Source organism: Clostridium aromativorans (assembly GCF_020908015.1).
GTDB classification, from domain to species: Bacteria; Bacillota; Clostridia; order Clostridiales; family Clostridiaceae; genus Clostridium_B; species Clostridium_B aromativorans.
This window is the reverse complement of the sequence record NZ_JAJJPB010000019.1, coordinates 37641-54703: the sequence shown is the minus strand read 5'-3', so window position 1 is coordinate 54703 and position 17063 is coordinate 37641. Positions and strand designations below refer to the sequence as shown.

The following is a 17063-nucleotide window of genomic DNA, read 5'->3' as shown; positions in this document are numbered from 1 at the left end:
ACCCTATTCTATATGTCTTACCACTTTAAATCTTTCTATAGTATATTTTTCATGAGGATTTATATTTCCCTTTTTCAAAGCAATGGACAATTGTTTATCTACAGTATCTACACCTTCTAAGTCTGGAAGTAGAACACCAGTCTTTCCCTTGCTTTCTACGATAACTCCGTATTTTTTAGGGCTTAGGTCTTTTTTAGTACAAATTTCAGGTGTTGTGAGCACATCTACGGAAAAGATTATATCTGTAAGCTCTGATTTATTTACTTGAATGAATCTTGGATCGTTGATACCGGCTTCTATAGAATTTCTTATGATTTCCTCTGCCACTGAATTGGCGGTAGGGAGTAAAGTACCTATGCAGCCCCTTAACTCCCCGTATTTTTTTAATGAGACAAATACGGCTCTTTTACTGTTTTTCATCTCGTGAGTTACGTAATCGGGAAGTTTAGATATAGGTTTCCCGGTTGTTAAGTAATTTGTCAAGTTTTCTCTGGCCAGACGGACATATGGATCCATGGAGTTTAATTTTTCTTCATATCTGTGTTTCCTGTTTTTTTCTAAGATTTCAAGTATGGAAGTGCCCTTTGAAGTAACATCAAATTTCATAACGCCGTATCCTACACCGAAGGGTCCTTCATAGCTTAAAAGATTGCCTTTGAATTTCTTACCGTCAAAGGCTCCAAGGAGAATGAGCACAGAACGTCTTGCACATTCTCCGGCATCCTGTATTACACTTTTATCTATGCTGAAAGTATCCTCTACGCTTCCCTTTTTGAGGTCATTTAAAAATTCTCTGTCGAATTTTTCACCATTTGGACTATAACTATAAGGTCCTTCTTCTTTGAGTCTGTGAGACAGATCTCCACTTGCAATAAATACTGCGTTTCTACCTAGTTCATCTACAGATTTGCTTATTATCATGCCAAATTTGTAGAGCTCTATATCATCTATTGGTGCATAAGTTATATGAACGAGTCTATAATTTGTATAGTTTTTATTTACAAAATAAAGTGGAACAATAGCTCCATGATCTAAGACTGTAGATCTGTGGTATCTAGACAACAATGAGTTATCAGCCATTACAACGGGAATTTTTTGTGATATTGAAGTCTGATATATTTTATCTGTGAGTTCTTTATCGATAGAGAGTTTCATGGATACACTACCTGCACCAAAGTCTTTAAAACTGCCGCTTACACTGTCACAAAAGGTAAGTGCTACAGCATCCCTGAACATGGTGCCATGTGGTGTAATTACTATTATGGTATCAGGAGATTTTTTTGCAATATCCTTTGATACTTCGTTTAAACTGTTTATGGTATCAGCTATTTTATTTTCCTCACCCCTGCCTACTTCGGGAATTATTATGGGAGGGTGGGGGGACAAGTAAAAACCATTTATACTCAACAAAATCACCTCGAAAATAATTTATCTGATTAATAGAGTTTTTATAATAATAATACTCTTTTTTACTAAATAGTTATAGGTATAAAAGTAATTTTTTAAAAGAATACAATATGTATAAATAAATATAGTAGAATTAGTCACTATGTAAGATGAATTTACGGAATACATGTGCTATTCTATGGTTAATGTAAATGTTTAATTAAAGGGAGGCAGAGTAAATGGAAATTATAGGGGAATTAATAAATACCAGCAGAAAACTGATATCTGAAGCTGTGAAAAAGAAAGATGGACAGTATATAAGGTATATTGCAAAACTTCAACAGGAGAGTGGAGCTACATATATTGACGTGAACTGCGGCACGTTTATGCAGGCTGAGGTTGAAATTATGAAATGGCTAGTAGACAATGTGCTTAAAGGGTGCAGCTTGCCTCTTTGTATAGATAGTCCAAACCCTCTTGCTTTAGATGCTGGACTTGGAAAGTCACAAAATGGAAGGCCTATGATAAATTCTATAACAGGTGAGGATGAAAGATGGAGTGCGGTACTTCCGCTGATAAAAAAATACAATTCCAAAATCATAGCTCTTTGTATTGATAATACCGGAATGCCAAAAACACAAGAAGATAGACTTAGAATTGCAGAATACCTTGTTAGCAGGCTTACAGATGAGGGAATTGACATTCATGACATATATATAGATCCTCTTATAAAACCTATAAGTGCAGGAGAAAAGCATGGAGTAGAAGTACTTGATGCCATAGAGGAAATTATGGCAAAATACCCTGGAATACACACTGTCTGCGGGCTTACAAACATATCTTACAGCCTTCCTGCAAGAAAATTACTGAATAGGACATTTATGATACAGACCATGGCAAGGGGAATGGATTCCTATATTTTGGATCCGACAGATAATGAAATGAGAGCCTCGCTTATGGCATCTCAGACATTGATGGGCCAGGACAGGTTTTCAAGGAAATTTATCAAAGGTTTTCGCGATGGCATATATAAATAATAAATTTGGATTTGTGTTTTTAGTCTGAAAAAAGGAGGCAAAATAAAGTGAATTTAATTATTTTTGGAGGATTTCTCGGTTCAGGAAAAACAAGTTTAATATTGTCTCTGTCACATTTCCTGCTGGAAAACAAAAATTCAGTTAAATCAAACGTGGTGATTATTGAGAATGAGATTGGAGAAATTGGAGTTGATGATAAGGTTCTTGAATACAGTGGCTTAAGTGTCAGAGAATTATTTTCAGGATGTATATGCTGCCAGCTTTCTTCAGATCTTATAATTACATTAAATGATATTCATGAAAAAATAGATCCTGAATGGGTAATTATTGAAACCACGGGATTGGCTTATCCTGGTAGAATATTGAGTACATTGAAGGAGTATGGAAAAAACATAGATAGTATAAAAATTGTAACAGTAGTAGATGGAGAGCGTTTTAAGGAGCTCATTGCTGTAACGCCTGTACTTATAACTAATCAAATAGCAGATGGGGATATAATACTTATAAACAAAATGGATTTAGTTAAAGAAAAAGAATTAGAACAAATAAAAAATCATGTGAAAAAGCTTAATCCAACAGCTGGTTTGCATATGTTGTCTGCAAATACAAGTACAGATAAAGATATATGGAAAGAGGTGACTGGAAAATATGAATGATATCCATAGAGATCATTTCCATGGAATTTTTTATGGAAGGTTTAAGGAGACACCTGCAGTATTTTCCTATTCCAATTCTTTTGAGTTCAAAAATGAACTTACAGGAGATGAAATCAGAGATAGTATTTTAGAATTTATGAATAATGTTAAAAAATGGGTACAGAAGAATAAATATTTTATAGGACATTTGAAGGTTTTTGCAAAGAGTGAAAATAATTTTAATATCTGGATTGCGACTACTGGTAAAAAAATTAATGTAAAAGAATTATCAGGACAAGATGAAAGCAATATTAAGCATATTGACTTAAATATTACACTGATTGTTTTTGGAACTGATGAGGAAAGTTTAAAGTCAGAGGCCTTAAAAAATCTGAATAAAAGTTTATCCATTGATTCAGAGGAGAGAAATGTATGAGATCTAAATTTCAATCTTTGGTAAAAGAAGCAATTGAATTAAAGGCTGATCATGCAGCGATGATAGATGTATCACAGATTAAATTTTATGAGGATGCCAGAAAGGCATGTGAAAAAAATGTCTGCGGCAATTACAACACCAACTGGATGGGACCACCAGCTGTAGGTCCAATTGATGAATTGATAGCTAAAGCTAAAGGATATAATGAGGGACTTCTAATACAGACAGTACATCAACTGTCAGGTACCTTTGACCTAAAGGGAATGAAGGCTTCAGCTCAAATTCATGAGGAAATATTTAGAAAAATTCTTTCTCACGTGAGGGCTAAATACAAGTTTAAAGAGATATTGCCTTTAAGTGCTGGATGCTGCAGGCTCTGCAAGGTATGTACCTATGTTGAAGGAACTGAGTGCAGATTTCCAGACAGGGCGCTTTCGTCCTTGGAGGCCTATGGAATTGATGTAATAGCTCTTGAAAAAAGCTGCGGGATTCCATATTATAACGGGTTGAATACAATTTCTTATGCAGGGTTAATACTTTTCAATGAAGGTTAATGTTTTAAGTTATATTATTTAATTTATGATAAAAAAGTTAACATCAAGATTTTTATGTTTATTAAAGGGAGGATATGTTATGAGTAAAAAGTTAGTTGATGCAATGGCAAATCTAGATGAAGACATGGTGCTTTCGGAAGTAAAAAGATTGAAGGAAGTTGGAACTGCTCCACTTGAAATCATAGGTTATTTACAGGAAGGTATGTCAATTGTGGGGAAGAAATTTGAGGAAAAGGAGTATTTCCTTTCAGAGCTCATTATGTCTGCAGAAGTGTTTAATGAAGCTTCACAGCTAATCGGCGGGTTGGATCAATCCACTGATTCCAAATATGGCAAATTTGTAATAGGAACGATATACGATGATATCCATGACATAGGAAAAAATATTGTATCTACTGTGATGAGAAGCAATGGGTTTGAAGTCATAGATCTGGGGGTTGATGTACCTACTTCAAAATACATTGAAGCCATAAAAAAGTATAAACCTAAGGTTATAGGAATATCCTGTCTTTTAACTACCTGTTTTAACAATATAAGAGAGTGTATAAAAACTATAGAAGATGCAGGACTTCGAAAGGACTTGAAAATATTGATAGGTGGAGGGCCTGTAGATGAAGCCACAGGTAAGTATGCAAATGCAGATATGGTATGTAAGGATGCCCAGCAAACTGTAGACTTTTGTAAAGAAATTATGGGAGGTGCAGCAAAATGAAAAGCAACCAGGAATTATATAATGAACGGCTGAATAGATTAAAAAAAGCATTAGCACTTGAAAAAACGGATAGAACACCCGTTATATTAATGATGGATGGATTTTGTGCCAAACATATGGGAGTTAAAATGTCTGAGTTTTGCAAGAGCATTAAAATATCCAACAAAGTGATATTGAATTCATTGAAAGCTTTTGGAGAGGTAGATGGAGTAAACTCTTCTTATGCTGCAGGTCCTATATTTCCTTTGGTGTTTATGTCAAAAGTAAGACTTCCAGGCCGTGAGCTGCCGGATGATATGCTGTGGCAGTTGGATGAAGCCGAAATGATGACTGTAAAAGATTATGATGTTATTTTAAATAAAGGATGGAATGATTTCAAACAAGATTATCTTAAAAACAGATTACAAGTCGATGTGGATGGTATTACAAGTGATTTGCTTTATGCATCTCAGGCAGATAAAAATATTGAAGATTCCGGTTATGTAGTATACAGTCCCTTTGTAACATTAACTGCTAATGAAGCTCTGGGTGGGGGACGTTCACTTTCAAAATTCATGATGGATTTATATAGAATGCCGGATAAAGTGGAAGCTGTTTTACAAGTTATCCAGAAGGAAAACATGGATGAATTGAGGAAACAGATGAGAGCTGTCAAGCCTACTGTGGTGTTTTTATCCCCTGCAAGAGGAGCCAGCGAATTCTTTTCACCTAAATTATGGGAACGTTTTGTATGGAAATATATTAAAGGTGCAGCAGATATAATCATAGAAGAAGGTGCAGTGTGTGATATTCATTGCGATGGGAACTGGGAAAGAGATTTGGATTATTTCAAGGATTTTCCCAAGGGTAAAATTGTATTTGAAACAGATGGTGTAACTGATATTTATAAGATAAAAGATAAATTGGGAAATCGTGAGTGCATCAAGGGAGATGTGCCGGCAGGGAAACTTGTTCTTGGAACTTCTGATGAAGTATACGATTATGCCTCCAGGCTTGTCAAGGACATGGGAGATGGGTTTATATTATCTAGTGGATGCTCTATACCTCCTAATGCAAAGCCTGAAAATGTAAAAGCCATGATTTCTGCAGCAACTGGAAAGTAAGTGGATTCTTGAGTCGATATAAAAATTGATCATGGGAAAGCATTTCTTATAAGCAAACTCCATTTGAACCTGAGAATCACTTGATTGAAGTTCAAAGCTCAAATGTAATATTTAACTAATTATCTGGAATTAGAATTGTTTGGGCTTTGAACTTTGTTGATTCTTTTTTTAAAACTGCATTCCACGGGCAAATTCCAGATTGAAATGCTTTTGTGCCCCCAGTTCAATATAGGTTACTTTATTTGCAATTCTATCTGCCCGTTCAAATTCACTTTGTGATAAGAGGGCAAGTTTTGCACCACTGCCGGCGGCATTTCCCACTAGTTTGATTTTAGATTCCAGTTCTTTGGGAATAAGGCCTATTGTACAGGCACTGTGCGGATTCATGTAATTTCCAAAAGCACCGGCCAGGAGAACTTCTTTAATATCGTCTAGATTTATTCCAAGATTTTTTATGAGTATTTTAATACCAGCTGAAATCGCTCCTTTTGCCAACTGAAGTGAAGTGATGTCTTTTTGCGTTACCAATATAGGATTGTCATAGGCAGTTTCGGATTCAGACACCATTAAAAAGGCATTTGCATTATTGTAACTTATTATGCGATCACTGTATTTTTTTGCCGCGGGATTGGTGAATTTATCCGGTGATAATAATTTACCTCTTTTATTAATAAGGCCAACTTTTACAAATCCTGCAATGATATCTAAAAGTCCAGAGCCGCATATTCCCCGGGGCTTTTCGTTACCAATAACTGTATAAGTCATTTCTTTTCCAAAATATACATGATCTATAGCTCCATTAGCTCCTCTCATTCCACTGCTTATTTGGGCTCCCTCAAAAGCAGGACCTGCTGCAGTAGAACAGGACACGAGTTTTTTAGAAGAACCTAGTACCATTTCACCGTTGGTTCCTATGTCAACGGCTAATTTTATATCTTTGCTTTTATCCATATCTGTAGCTAAAATTACAGCTACTGTATCAGCTCCTACAAACCCGGCAATAGTAGGCAGTGCAAATACTCTTCCATTAGGGTTTATGTTTAATTTTAATTCTAATGCACTTAATTTTACACTTTCATTTACTACAGGAACATAGGGAACAGCTGCTATATACCGTGGAGTTAAACCCAGAAAAAGATGATGCATGCAGGTATTTCCCACTACAGTTGAGACGTATATATCATCTTTTTTTACGTTTGATTTTTGTGATACATTATCTATTAGTTCATTTAGCAATTTTACAATAGTAGACTGGAGTGATTCTAAACCGTTGTTATTTTGATTGGCATAGTTTGTACGAGAAATTACATCTGCGCCAAATTTAATTTGGGGGTTGAGTGAAGATGAAACAGCGAGCTCCTTTCCACTGTATAAATCCATTAGATATCCAACTACGGTTGTAGTTCCAATGTCAAAGGCTATACCAAACATTTTATGGCAGGTATCACCCTCTTCTATTCCCAGGATTTCATCTTTACCGATTACCACAGTTACTTTATTGCATGCCTCACGGAGCTTGTCAGGCAATTGGCGCAGAGTTGAAATCCCAATTTTTAGATTCTTATATTCAGAATTTTTTAAAGTGAGTTTTTCTCTTAAACGATTCAAGTCGGATTTTTGGTTTTCTAGAGAAGGAGCGTCTAGCTGAATGAAATCTTTTTTTAAAAGAGGAAGTAGGTCGGATTTTTTTTCAACAGATGACTGTAGTATGTTATAATCTGTATTTTTTCTCATGTTCAATTCTACAATCATATTGTCGTGGATTTCTGTTAGACAAGCTAGATGTATATTTTTTAAGATTTCATTTTTACTGAGATGTTCCAATTCTTTTTTAAGTGTTTCAATTTTGGGACTTAGAACTTTGACAGCACATTTACCACATTTTCCTATTCCGCCACAGGGAAAATCAAAATCCAATCCTGATTTTACAATTGCGTCCTTAAGAGTGCTTCCTTCAGGAATGGAGATTTTTTGATTTATAGGTTTAAAAGTAATTACGTAATTATTCATGAATAACACCTCCATAAATATCCATGTATTTAAAAATCATAAAAGTTAGTGTGAGACCTAAAATTGTAGTAGTGTCATTTAGGTCTATCTTCATTATCTGCTGAATTCTTTTCAAGCGATGAGACAGAGTACTTCTGCAGATGTTTAAATTACTGGCTGTTTTCAATTGGTTTTTTTCATTTAATAGATATGTGTAAAGGCAGTGAAGATAGTTTGTATTATTGATCTTGTCGTATTTTATCAGTGCAAATATTGAGGCATGACAGAACTTTTTTAAATCCTCCTGCCGGGAACAGATCTCTAATAGATGGTATATTGCTAGATCTTCATAGTAAAAGAGAAATTTATCTTTTATAAGCCTTATTCCAAGTTCAATGGACTTTACTGACTGTTCATAGTAATTTTTTATATCAGCTATGTTATGGAAACAGCGGCTTAGTCCGCCATAGATATTATTGCTTTTAAAAAAAGTTATTAATCTTGAAAAAGTGTGTTCAATATTGAAGATTTTATCTTTACGATTTATGAGTGCAACAATAAAATCATTATATATAATTATTTTAGATCCGGGGAGCATATATTCAATTGTGTCCATTACCTGGTGTAGTGAAGTGTGAACAAACTTATTCTGGGGAACAAATATTACAAGTACATACAGGTTATAATAGAAGTTTAAATCTAAGAAATTTAATCTATCTTCTATTGTTTTTTTATTGTTTTCACTGCCATCGAGCAGATCTATTATAAAATTTTCATATCTAAACCCCTTTGCATTTTGAAAAAACCTGTTTTTTTGCATTTCGGAAGATATTATTCTGCATAAGAGTATAATTAGGTCCATGTCGTTTCTGGAAAAAGGCTTTTCATATTCCAAAGATGTAAGATAAGCCACCACTGTGTTGTTGATCTTTATATTTGATATTATTCTTGGAATTCTAAATTTATCCTTATTCATGAATACAGGAGAATTATTTTTGTGAATTATTTCTATAAATTTTTTGATATTGTGTTTGGATGTAAAGTTATAAGAACAATAACCTTTAGTTAGAAGTTCAACCCATATTGGATCATCTACTTTTGCATTCTTTGAAGAAGCAATTAGTTTAAAACTTAGATCTAGAATACATATAGGATTTCCAAGTATCTCATATCCAACGTTTACAATATGTTGAATACCTTTTCCACTGATCAGTGCATTTAGTAATTTGGATGAATTAATATCTGATTCCTGATATTCTATAATAATCTCCTGTATTTCATTGAAAATTTTAAATATATTTATCTTATCGTCTAACACTATTAGATTTAACATAGGTTTTTTTGCGTATTTAAAAGTCATAAGGTTATTTGAAATACAAAGTATATTGACAGTACTATTCTGAGGCAAAACCTTTGGAAAATCTGAATCCTTTCCTACATATAGATAATCTGGGTTAAAAAAAGATTGACTTTCACTGAGAAATTTTACGGCTTTAATTGATATGTCTTCTTTTTGACATATATATAACTTGGGATTATATTTATTTATTTTATTTAAAAGACTGTGCATAGTTAAATTCATGTTGGACACTCCCCATATAGAAATAATAAACTATTATGCATTGGATTTAAAGGTATAATTTATAAATAAGAAGCATAAATTTTAAATTTAAATAAAATTGAGAAAATACATATAAAATGCACATAATGCTTATTTTTATATTGAAATTTGTTCATTGTGTATGGTGTTTTATTGATGTATTTATGATAGGTTATATACAAAGGGTTCATTTTTATAGATTAGAGGGTAGGGATATCTTATGAACAGAACACTTGTGAAAGCAATGGCAGAATTAAATGAAGATATAGTTATTGAGGAGGTAAAGTCTCTTATAAAAAACAATGTTCCGGTATTGGAAATTATTCAGTATTTACAGAGGGGAATAGAGATCGTAGGAAAGAATTTTGAAGAAAAAAAGTATTTCATGTCTGAACTCATTATATCTGGGGAGATATTTAAAGAAGCTTCACAAATACTTAGGAAGGAATTTCCTTTGAATACTTCAGAACAGGGAAATTTTATTATAGGAACTATATATGGGGATATACATGATGTAGGCAAAAATATTGTTGCTACTGTCATGAAAAGTAATGGCTTTCGTGTAATAGATCTAGGTACGGACGTAGCTACTGAAGAATTTATAGAAGCAATTAAACAATATAAACCCAAGGTAGTTGGAATTTCATGTCTTCTTACAAACTGCTTTGATAATTTGAGGGAATGTATACAATCAATTCAAAATAAAGGGCTTAGAAAGGATTTAAAGATTTTAATTGGAGGAGGACCTTTAGATGAATATGTGCGTAAGTATGTAAAAGCTGATATGTTGTGCAAAACCATTCAAGAAACTGTTAGATACTGTAAAAAATTATATCGATTGGATTGAATTAGTTGAGTTGTATTTATATATAACACTATGCTATAATAAAATTTAATACAATTTATACTTTAGAGGTGATAACATGCCAATAAAAATAAGAGATGATTTACCAGCTGCTGAAATTTTGAACAATGAAAATATATTTGTCATGCCTGAAAATATAGCATTTCATCAAGATATCAGGCCTCTTAAGATAGCTATTTTAAATTTGATGCCAATTAAAATTACCACAGAAGTACAACTTTTGAGACTTATAGGTAATACTGCGCTGCAAATTGAAGTCGAATTACTCCATCCCAAAACTCATATATCTAAAAATACTTCGGAAGAGTACCTAACTAACTTCTATAAAACTTTTGATGATGTAAAAGATGAGAAGTTTGATGGATTGATTATAACCGGAGCTCCAATAGAACATCTGAAATTTGAACAGGTGAATTATTGGGAAGAGCTTGAGGATATAATGGAATGGAGTATACACAATGTATACTCCACTTTGCATATATGTTGGGGAGCCCAGGCGGGATTATATTATCATTATGGTATTCCCAAATATAGTTTAAAGGAGAAGATGTTTGGAGTATTTAAGCATAGGGTGGTACAAAAGGATGTTAAATTGGTCAGAGGGTTTGATGATGAATTTTTTGCCCCTCACTCTAGATATACAGAGGTTAGAAGAGAGGATATCGAAAAAGTAGACGAGTTGACTATAGTTGCAGAATCAGATGAAGCAGGAATATACCTGGTATTAGATAAAAATGCAAGGCAAATTTTTGTTATGGGACATTCTGAATATGATCCCCTTACTTTAAAATCAGAGTATTTAAGAGACAAGGCCAAGGGAAGTAATATAAAGATACCAAGAAATTATTTTCCACAGGATGATCCTGAGAAAGATCCAGTAGTAAGATGGCGGGGACATTCCAATCTGTTGTTTTCAAACTGGCTGAATTATTATGTTTATCAAGAAACTCCATATGACTTAAATAAAATAGAACCTTTAAAAAGATTGGATAGAATCAGATAAGTTAGAGGAGGGTAAAAATCGTTGTAGTTAAATGGAATCAACGGTATATTATGAATTTAAATGAAAATGTAAAAGAAGCAGTAGGTTTTATAAGTTTAAATATGAAATTGAAACCTAAAATAGGAATTATACTTGGTTCTGGTTTGGGAAATATAGCGGATGAAATTGAAAGTGCTGAAATCTATAGATATAGGGATATACCTCATTTCCCTGTTTCTACAGTACAGGGTCATAAGAACCGCCTTGTGATAGGAAAACTTGAGAATAAAGCTGTGTTTGCCATGCAAGGAAGATTTCATTATTATGAAGGGTATTCTATGAAAGATATAATTTTTCCTATTATGGTCATGAAAATGATAGGCATTGAATCCATCATAGTTACCAATGCCTCAGGTGGAATAAATAAAAATTACAGCAGTGGAGATTTGATGCTCATAAAAGACCATATAAATCTATCAGGACAAAATCCACTTATAGGACAGAATATGGATGAATTTGGTTCTAGATTTCCGGATATGTCTGAAGCCTATGATAAAGGACTTAGAGAAATGGCAAAAAAGGCGGCATTTAAATTGGGAATTTCTCTTCAGGAGGGAGTATATGTATATATGACCGGCCCCAGCTATGAAACACCAGCGGAAATAAATATGTTGGGCATACTTGGTGGAGATGCAGTGGGGATGTCTACAGTTCCTGAGGTAATTGCAGCCAATCACAGCGGTATGAAAGTTTTGGGAATATCCTGTATAACAAATATGGCAGCAGGTATATTGAATCATAGATTGAGCCATGAAGAAGTTATAAAAACTTCTGCTGCTGCCAGTAAGAAATTTGTAAATTTTACTAAAGAAATAATTAAAATAATATAGTAATGACACCAGATCACAGGTGGATTTGGTGTCATTTATCTTTTTAATACAAACCTCATATTTAACTGTATAATATGTCAATATCATTTTTGAAGCAGTTTTTCATTTCTGGCATTTACTTCTGCAATATGGTGAAGTACCAATTTTATAGCTATGACGTCATCCAGATATCCAAAAGGGAATACATAGTCGGGAATAATATCAATTGAAAGTATGAAATACAAAAGCCCGCTTCCAAGTAGAATACGAATTTCTTCAGGAGAAGTGTCATTACAAAATTTTTCATACATCTGTTTTAGCTCATCTACAAACAGTCCACTTCCGTTTACGGTATTTATCTTTTCTTTAAAATTCTTATATACAATGTTTTTACCTTCTTTTGTAGCAGCATATTTTTTGTATTTTTCAAGTTCCTCTTCTATTTTGCATAGATCATAGTGGTAATCAAGCAGATTTGAAAATTTTAAAAGTTCCTGAATGTTTTTTATAAAGGAAGGCGAGTTTATAAAATTTTCATTGTTTAAAATGTCTATGTCATATCCATCTGCTATCAGTAGTTTTTCTATGGATACATTTAAGCATCTGGCAAAACTTTGAATATGTTTCATATTCGCACGTTGTTTTCCATTCACAATTCTTGAAATAGTTGAAGTGTCTATTCCACTTAAAGCACTGAGTTTACGCATAGAAAGCGAGTTTTTTTTCAATAAATCCCTGATGAGGGCGCCGAGTTCAGATTTTCTCTCATACACACTTTATTCACTCCTTAATTTATTAGACGATTGCCTTGTAATTATATTACCTATAGTAGATTATATGCACTAAAGTTTCGATTAGTATATAAAAAAACTGTTGAAATTATTTCAACAATAATTTGAGATATAAGCAACAATTTCAGGGTAAAAGTATAGTATATATTATCAGCTATTATCAGGACAATATATGGAGGTGCAGATAAATGAACCAATTAGATGAAAATAGTTTAAATGGGCTTAATGTAGGCAACTTAAAATTTGAGAATACAGCAGTCAGGGAAAAAAATAATAAGTTAAAATTAAATATGGCGGTGTTGGCCCTTATAGGTCCCGGCGTTTTGGCTGCAATGGGGGATAATGATGCAGGAGGAATTATTTCCTATTGTATGACCGGTGCTAAATTTGGCATAAGTTTATTTATACCTCTTACTATTTGTCTTAGTGTGCTGACGTATACAGTTCAAGAAATGTCCATGAGGCTTGGAAATGTCAGTCAGAAGGGATTTATGATCCTTATTGGTAAATATTATGGTAAGTTTTGGATGAAATATCACCTATATACTTTACTCATTGAAAATATTTTAATGTTGACTACTGAATTCATGGGAATGACGGCAGGCCTTTTAATGATTGGTATACCTCTCTGGCTGGGAACTGTTATTAGCCTGGTATTCATGTTATCAATTATAACTTTCAAGGGCTATTTAAAAAAAGAGAAAATAGCACTTTTTATGGGAATTGTCAATATAGTATTTGTTATAATTGCATTTATGGTTAAACCTGATCTACAGTCTATATTAAATACCTTTGTAAAATGGAATTGTAATGTATACAGCCCTGATCTACTATGGTATATTGTTGCAATTATAGGAAATTCAGTAGCGCCCTGGATGATATTTTTTCAGGGAAGTGCCTGTATAGATAGGGGAGCGGTTGCAGAGCACATACGTATTGGACGTGTTGATACCCGTATAGGATGTATAGTTCAAGTGATAATAGCTCTTTGCGTAATTATTTCCGGTACCGCATTATTTGGTCAAATGGGGAATATGGAAAGCGCTGGGCCCAATCTAATAATAAAGGCCATTGGAGCTAATACCGGAAAAACAGCCGCAGTACTGTTTGCAGCAGGCTTATTTAACGCAGGGCTTATTGCATCTATAACAATAGCCTTATCTTCTTCCTGGTGTACTGCGGAAGCTTTTAAATGGAATCACAGTTTAAACGACAGTATAAGTGAAGCGCCTAAATTTTATGCTGTATATATTGGAAGTGCTCTAATAGCAGCTTTTATTATGCTAATACCAAATCTTCCTTTGAATTGCATGGCACTTTTAACGCAGATTATAGGAGGTATTTTGATAATCCCCATATTGATTTTTCTAGTAATATTTACGAACAAAAAAGAGATAATGGGAAGCTACAAAAACAGTTTTTTTGTGAATATCAGGGTCTGCATAGTTGCAGTTCTATTGATTGGGACAGCTTTGTTGTTTATAGTGCATTCTTTTGTATTGTAATACCATTATTTTGCAATCAAAATTGGGATGGAAAGTTTGTGTTTTACCTTATCTGTTATTGTGCCAAATAGTATATCGGCTATGCCATGATGACCATGGGTACCGAATATGATCAGATCAGCATGATGTTTTTCCACAATTTTGACAAGAGATTTTTCTGCCTTTCCATAACCTACTTCTGGGATAACACTTTGGAAACCCAGTGATTCTAATTTTTCCACATACATGTTAAGTCTCTCAATATCTCTTTTACTTTCTACATCATTTGCTTTTTTACCGTATATGCTGGCACTTACACTTTCCACTATGTGAATTAGGATTAAATTACTGTCTTTGCTGCAAAAATTTACAGCCTGAGATAATACGTCTCTGTCATTTTTACTGAAATCAAGAGCTAATGCAATACTATTGTAAGGTTCAATTTTATTTATTTCAGGAAAGAGTACGTCACCGTGTATATCAACTGCATCCCTGTTTCCTGATTTGGAAATTATAGGTTCAAATATTATATAAACTAGCAAGATGCCCATCATTATGCAAATTGTTATGGATAGATATTCGAAAGATTTTAAATTGCTTTTAGACATCCATTCCATAAGTGTTTCGATAACAAGTCTCACATTTAAGTATATTATTAAAATAGATAAAAGCCATGCAAGTATTTGTGCCTTCTTGGAAATGGCAAATCCCTTCATTAAATTCTTACTGCTGACAAAATGTATAAGAGGAATTAAGGCAAAGGCCAGCTGAAGACTGAGTATCACCTGACTTATTATAAGTAGTTCTCCTGTAGCTGAATCGCCAAAATAGATTATAGTTAAAATTGAGGGTATTATTGCAAGTATTCTTGTGATAAGTCTTCTTACCCAGGGCTGAACTCTAAGATGAATAAAGCCTTCCATTACGATTTGACCTGCGTAAGTGCCAGTTATAGTTGAAGATTGTCCGGCGGCAATTAGAGCAACGCCGAATAAAATAGGAGCTAAAGTGCTTCCCAGAACAGGCTCAAGAAGTTTGTGGGCTTTTAAAATATCATCTACCCCGTAGTTGCCGCTTCTATGAAATACCGAGGCAGCTAGTATGAGTATTGCTGCATTTACGAGAAAAGCCAAATTTAATGCTACCAGTGAATCTATGTTATTGAATTTAACAGCCTGTTTTAGACCGCTTTCTGTTCTCTCTATGTTTCTTGTCTGTACAATGGAAGAATGAAGATAAAGATTGTGCGGCATTATAGTGGCTCCTATTATACCTATAGCTATAAAAAGTGCATCTTTATTTGGAAGATTTGGTATAAATCCTAAAGCTATTCCGTGATAGTCGGGTTTTGATATGATAATTTCTATAAAGAAGCTTATACCTATTATGGCAATTAAACCTATGATAAAAGCTTCCATTTTTCTGATGCCGAATCTATCCAGAAATAGGAGAAGTAGTGTGTCAAATCCGGTTATGATTACGCCATATATTAGTGGAAGGTTAAATATTAAATTTAAACCTATAGCTGTCCCTAAGACTTCTGCAATATCCGTGGAAACAATGGCGATTTCACATAAAATCCATAATATATAATTTACAGCTGTGTTGTAGTGGCTTCTGCATGCTTGAGCTAAATCCTTGCCGGTTATAATACCCAATCTTGCACATAGGGTTTGAAAAAAAATTGCCATTATGTTGGATATTAATATTACCCATATGAGATTGTAGCCAAATTTACTTCCACCTGCAATATCTGTAGCCCAATTGCCCGGATCCATGTAGCCGACGCTTACCAGGTATGCAGGGCCTATAAAGGCCATTAATTTTTTATAAAAGCTTTTTCCCTTTGGAATTTCAATTAAATTGTTATTTTCTCTCATAAGTATGCCCCCTCAAAGCTAAAGGTAATTTTTAAGATTTGCTAAATACTATTATAATAGGATTTAATATACTTTGCATTATTAAAATTTTATAAAATATGAGGTGAGTTTAACAAACAGTTATATTTTTCAGTTGCAGAAGGGGAAATCCTTGGATATAATAATAAATAGATGAGTATAATTGTGGAGGTGTATATTATTAATAAAAATAATAATTTAAATGAACAAATTAGGGTGGACAAAATTAGATTGGTTGGGGAAAAAGAGAGTACAATTTTAAAAACCAGAGAGGCTCTGGAAATGGCTAGGGAAAGAGGCATGGATTTAGTGATGGTTTCACCTCAGGCAAAACCGCCGGTGTGTAAAATCATGAATTACAGCAAATTTCTCTATGAACAATCTAAGAAGGCCAAAGTGGCCAGAAAAAATCAAAAAATTGTTGAAATGAAGGAGATTAGGTTAAGTGCTACTATTGAATTGAATGATATAGAAATTAAAGCCAATAATGCAAAAAAATTTTTAAATAAGGGCAATAAAGTAAAAGTTTCTATAAGATTTAGGGGAAGGCAAAACAACTACACCAATTTAGGAAGAAAAGTAATGGATGTGTTTTTGGATAAGGTAGAAGAAAGTGCGTCGGTGGAAAGAGCACCTAAATTGGAGGGAAACAACATGTTTATGATTCTAGCTCCCAAAAAGTAGTACTTTTTAAATAGAGTAGAGTAAAAATCAGGGTTTGA

16 protein-coding genes are annotated in these 17063 nt (G+C 33.6%); 11 read left to right on the top strand and 5 right to left on the bottom strand.

Annotation, left to right across the window (positions count from 1 at the left end; all coding sequences use genetic code 11):
• Positions 1-3: 3 nt before the first annotated feature.
• Positions 4-1407: an AmmeMemoRadiSam system protein A gene (gene amrA / locus LN736_RS13510; RefSeq protein WP_179977331.1), complete on the bottom strand. Its 1404-nt coding sequence runs from the start codon at positions 1405-1407 to the stop codon at positions 4-6.
• Positions 1408-1625: 218 nt separating this feature from the next.
• On the opposite strand from amrA, the gene LN736_RS13505 reads away from it, so the two are divergent.
• The 6 genes from LN736_RS13505 (at position 1626) to LN736_RS13480 (ending at position 5863) form a co-directional block, all read left to right on the top strand.
• Positions 1626-2423: a methyltetrahydrofolate cobalamin methyltransferase gene (locus LN736_RS13505; RefSeq protein ID WP_150356700.1), complete on the top strand. Its 798-nt coding sequence runs from the start codon at positions 1626-1628 to the stop codon at positions 2421-2423.
• Between the two features lie 47 nt (positions 2424-2470).
• Positions 2471-3079 (top strand): GTP-binding protein, encoded by a 609-nt coding sequence (locus LN736_RS13500; protein ID WP_229981723.1) that lies wholly within the window; start codon positions 2471-2473, stop codon positions 3077-3079.
• Positions 3072-3494, top strand: coding sequence for a hypothetical protein (locus tag LN736_RS13495; protein ID WP_150356702.1), 423 nt, complete (start codon positions 3072-3074; stop codon positions 3492-3494). The genes LN736_RS13500 and LN736_RS13495 overlap by 8 nt, the downstream gene beginning before the upstream one ends.
• Positions 3491-4048, top strand: coding sequence for a DUF2284 domain-containing protein (locus LN736_RS13490; protein WP_150356703.1), 558 nt, complete (start codon positions 3491-3493; stop codon positions 4046-4048). The genes LN736_RS13495 and LN736_RS13490 overlap by 4 nt, the downstream gene beginning before the upstream one ends.
• 79 nt (positions 4049-4127) lie before the next feature.
• Positions 4128-4760 (top strand): cobalamin B12-binding domain-containing protein, encoded by a 633-nt coding sequence (locus LN736_RS13485; RefSeq protein WP_150356704.1) that lies wholly within the window; start codon positions 4128-4130, stop codon positions 4758-4760.
• The gene (locus LN736_RS13480) at positions 4757-5863 is read left to right on the top strand and encodes a uroporphyrinogen decarboxylase family protein (protein WP_179977335.1); all 1107 of its coding nucleotides are present in this window, start codon (positions 4757-4759) and stop codon (positions 5861-5863) included. Before LN736_RS13485 ends, LN736_RS13480 begins: the two co-directional genes overlap by 4 nt.
• A 168-nt stretch (positions 5864-6031) precedes the next feature.
• Here the strand turns inward: LN736_RS13480 and LN736_RS13475 are convergent, their stop codons facing one another.
• Positions 6032-7873 carry an ASKHA domain-containing protein gene (locus tag LN736_RS13475; protein ID WP_229981722.1) on the bottom strand — a complete coding sequence of 614 codons (1842 nt, stop codon included), beginning with the start codon at positions 7871-7873 and terminating at the stop codon, positions 6032-6034.
• The gene (locus LN736_RS13470; protein WP_229981721.1) at positions 7866-9434 is read right to left on the bottom strand and encodes a PucR family transcriptional regulator; all 1569 of its coding nucleotides are present in this window, start codon (positions 9432-9434) and stop codon (positions 7866-7868) included. The genes LN736_RS13475 and LN736_RS13470 overlap by 8 nt, the downstream gene beginning before the upstream one ends.
• A gap of 238 nt (positions 9435-9672) precedes the next feature.
• On the opposite strand from LN736_RS13470, the gene LN736_RS13465 reads away from it, so the two are divergent.
• From LN736_RS13465 to LN736_RS13455, 3 genes are all read left to right on the top strand, one after another.
• Complete coding sequence (locus LN736_RS13465) at positions 9673-10299, top strand: cobalamin B12-binding domain-containing protein (RefSeq protein WP_150356708.1); 627 nt, start codon at positions 9673-9675, stop codon at positions 10297-10299.
• Between the two features lie 76 nt (positions 10300-10375).
• Positions 10376-11320, top strand: coding sequence for a homoserine O-acetyltransferase MetA (metA, locus tag LN736_RS13460; protein WP_229981720.1), 945 nt, complete (start codon positions 10376-10378; stop codon positions 11318-11320).
• 50 nt (positions 11321-11370) lie between these two features.
• Positions 11371-12189 carry a purine-nucleoside phosphorylase gene (locus LN736_RS13455; RefSeq protein WP_229981719.1) on the top strand — a complete coding sequence of 273 codons (819 nt, stop codon included), beginning with the start codon at positions 11371-11373 and terminating at the stop codon, positions 12187-12189.
• Between the two features lie 83 nt (positions 12190-12272).
• Here LN736_RS13455 and LN736_RS13450 read toward each other — a convergent pair whose 3' ends face one another.
• Entirely contained in the window at positions 12273-12941 is a 669-nt protein-coding gene (locus tag LN736_RS13450; RefSeq protein ID WP_150356711.1) for a helix-turn-helix domain-containing protein, read from the bottom strand.
• A gap of 206 nt (positions 12942-13147) precedes the next feature.
• Between LN736_RS13450 and LN736_RS13445 the strand changes: the two genes are divergently transcribed.
• A complete protein-coding gene (locus LN736_RS13445; protein WP_229981718.1) occupies positions 13148-14464 on the top strand; it encodes an NRAMP family divalent metal transporter in 1317 nt (438 codons plus the stop codon).
• 5 nt (positions 14465-14469) lie between these two features.
• Here the strand turns inward: LN736_RS13445 and LN736_RS13440 are convergent, their stop codons facing one another.
• Positions 14470-16323 carry an Nramp family divalent metal transporter gene (locus LN736_RS13440; protein ID WP_179977340.1) on the bottom strand — a complete coding sequence of 618 codons (1854 nt, stop codon included), beginning with the start codon at positions 16321-16323 and terminating at the stop codon, positions 14470-14472.
• A 171-nt stretch (positions 16324-16494) separates the two neighbouring features.
• Between LN736_RS13440 and infC the strand changes: the two genes are divergently transcribed.
• A complete protein-coding gene (gene infC / locus LN736_RS13435) occupies positions 16495-17025 on the top strand; it encodes a translation initiation factor IF-3 (RefSeq protein ID WP_179977341.1) in 531 nt (176 codons plus the stop codon).
• Positions 17026-17063 lie beyond the last annotated feature (38 nt).

Excerpts from the sequence above, each read along its gene's own strand:
- LN736_RS13505 (WP_150356700.1), top strand. The coding sequence starts at position 1,626 with ATGGAAATTATAGGGGAATTAATAAATACCAGCAGAAAACTGATATCT.
- LN736_RS13495 (WP_150356702.1), top strand. The coding sequence starts at position 3,072 with ATGAATGATATCCATAGAGATCATTTCCATGGAATTTTTTATGGAAGG.
- LN736_RS13490 (WP_150356703.1), top strand. The coding sequence starts at position 3,491 with ATGAGATCTAAATTTCAATCTTTGGTAAAAGAAGCAATTGAATTAAAG.
- LN736_RS13485 (WP_150356704.1), top strand. The coding sequence starts at position 4,128 with ATGAGTAAAAAGTTAGTTGATGCAATGGCAAATCTAGATGAAGACATG.
- LN736_RS13480 (WP_179977335.1), top strand. The coding sequence starts at position 4,757 with ATGAAAAGCAACCAGGAATTATATAATGAACGGCTGAATAGATTAAAA.
- LN736_RS13475 (WP_229981722.1), bottom strand. The coding sequence starts at position 7,873 with ATGAATAATTACGTAATTACTTTTAAACCTATAAATCAAAAAATCTCC.
- LN736_RS13470 (WP_229981721.1), bottom strand. The coding sequence starts at position 9,434 with ATGAATTTAACTATGCACAGTCTTTTAAATAAAATAAATAAATATAAT.
- LN736_RS13465 (WP_150356708.1), top strand. The coding sequence starts at position 9,673 with ATGAACAGAACACTTGTGAAAGCAATGGCAGAATTAAATGAAGATATA.
- metA (WP_229981720.1), top strand. The coding sequence starts at position 10,376 with ATGCCAATAAAAATAAGAGATGATTTACCAGCTGCTGAAATTTTGAAC.
- LN736_RS13455 (WP_229981719.1), top strand. The coding sequence starts at position 11,371 with ATGAATTTAAATGAAAATGTAAAAGAAGCAGTAGGTTTTATAAGTTTA.
- LN736_RS13445 (WP_229981718.1), top strand. The coding sequence starts at position 13,148 with ATGAACCAATTAGATGAAAATAGTTTAAATGGGCTTAATGTAGGCAAC.
- LN736_RS13440 (WP_179977340.1), bottom strand. The coding sequence starts at position 16,323 with ATGAGAGAAAATAACAATTTAATTGAAATTCCAAAGGGAAAAAGCTTT.
- infC (WP_179977341.1), top strand. The coding sequence starts at position 16,495 with ATGAGTATAATTGTGGAGGTGTATATTATTAATAAAAATAATAATTTA.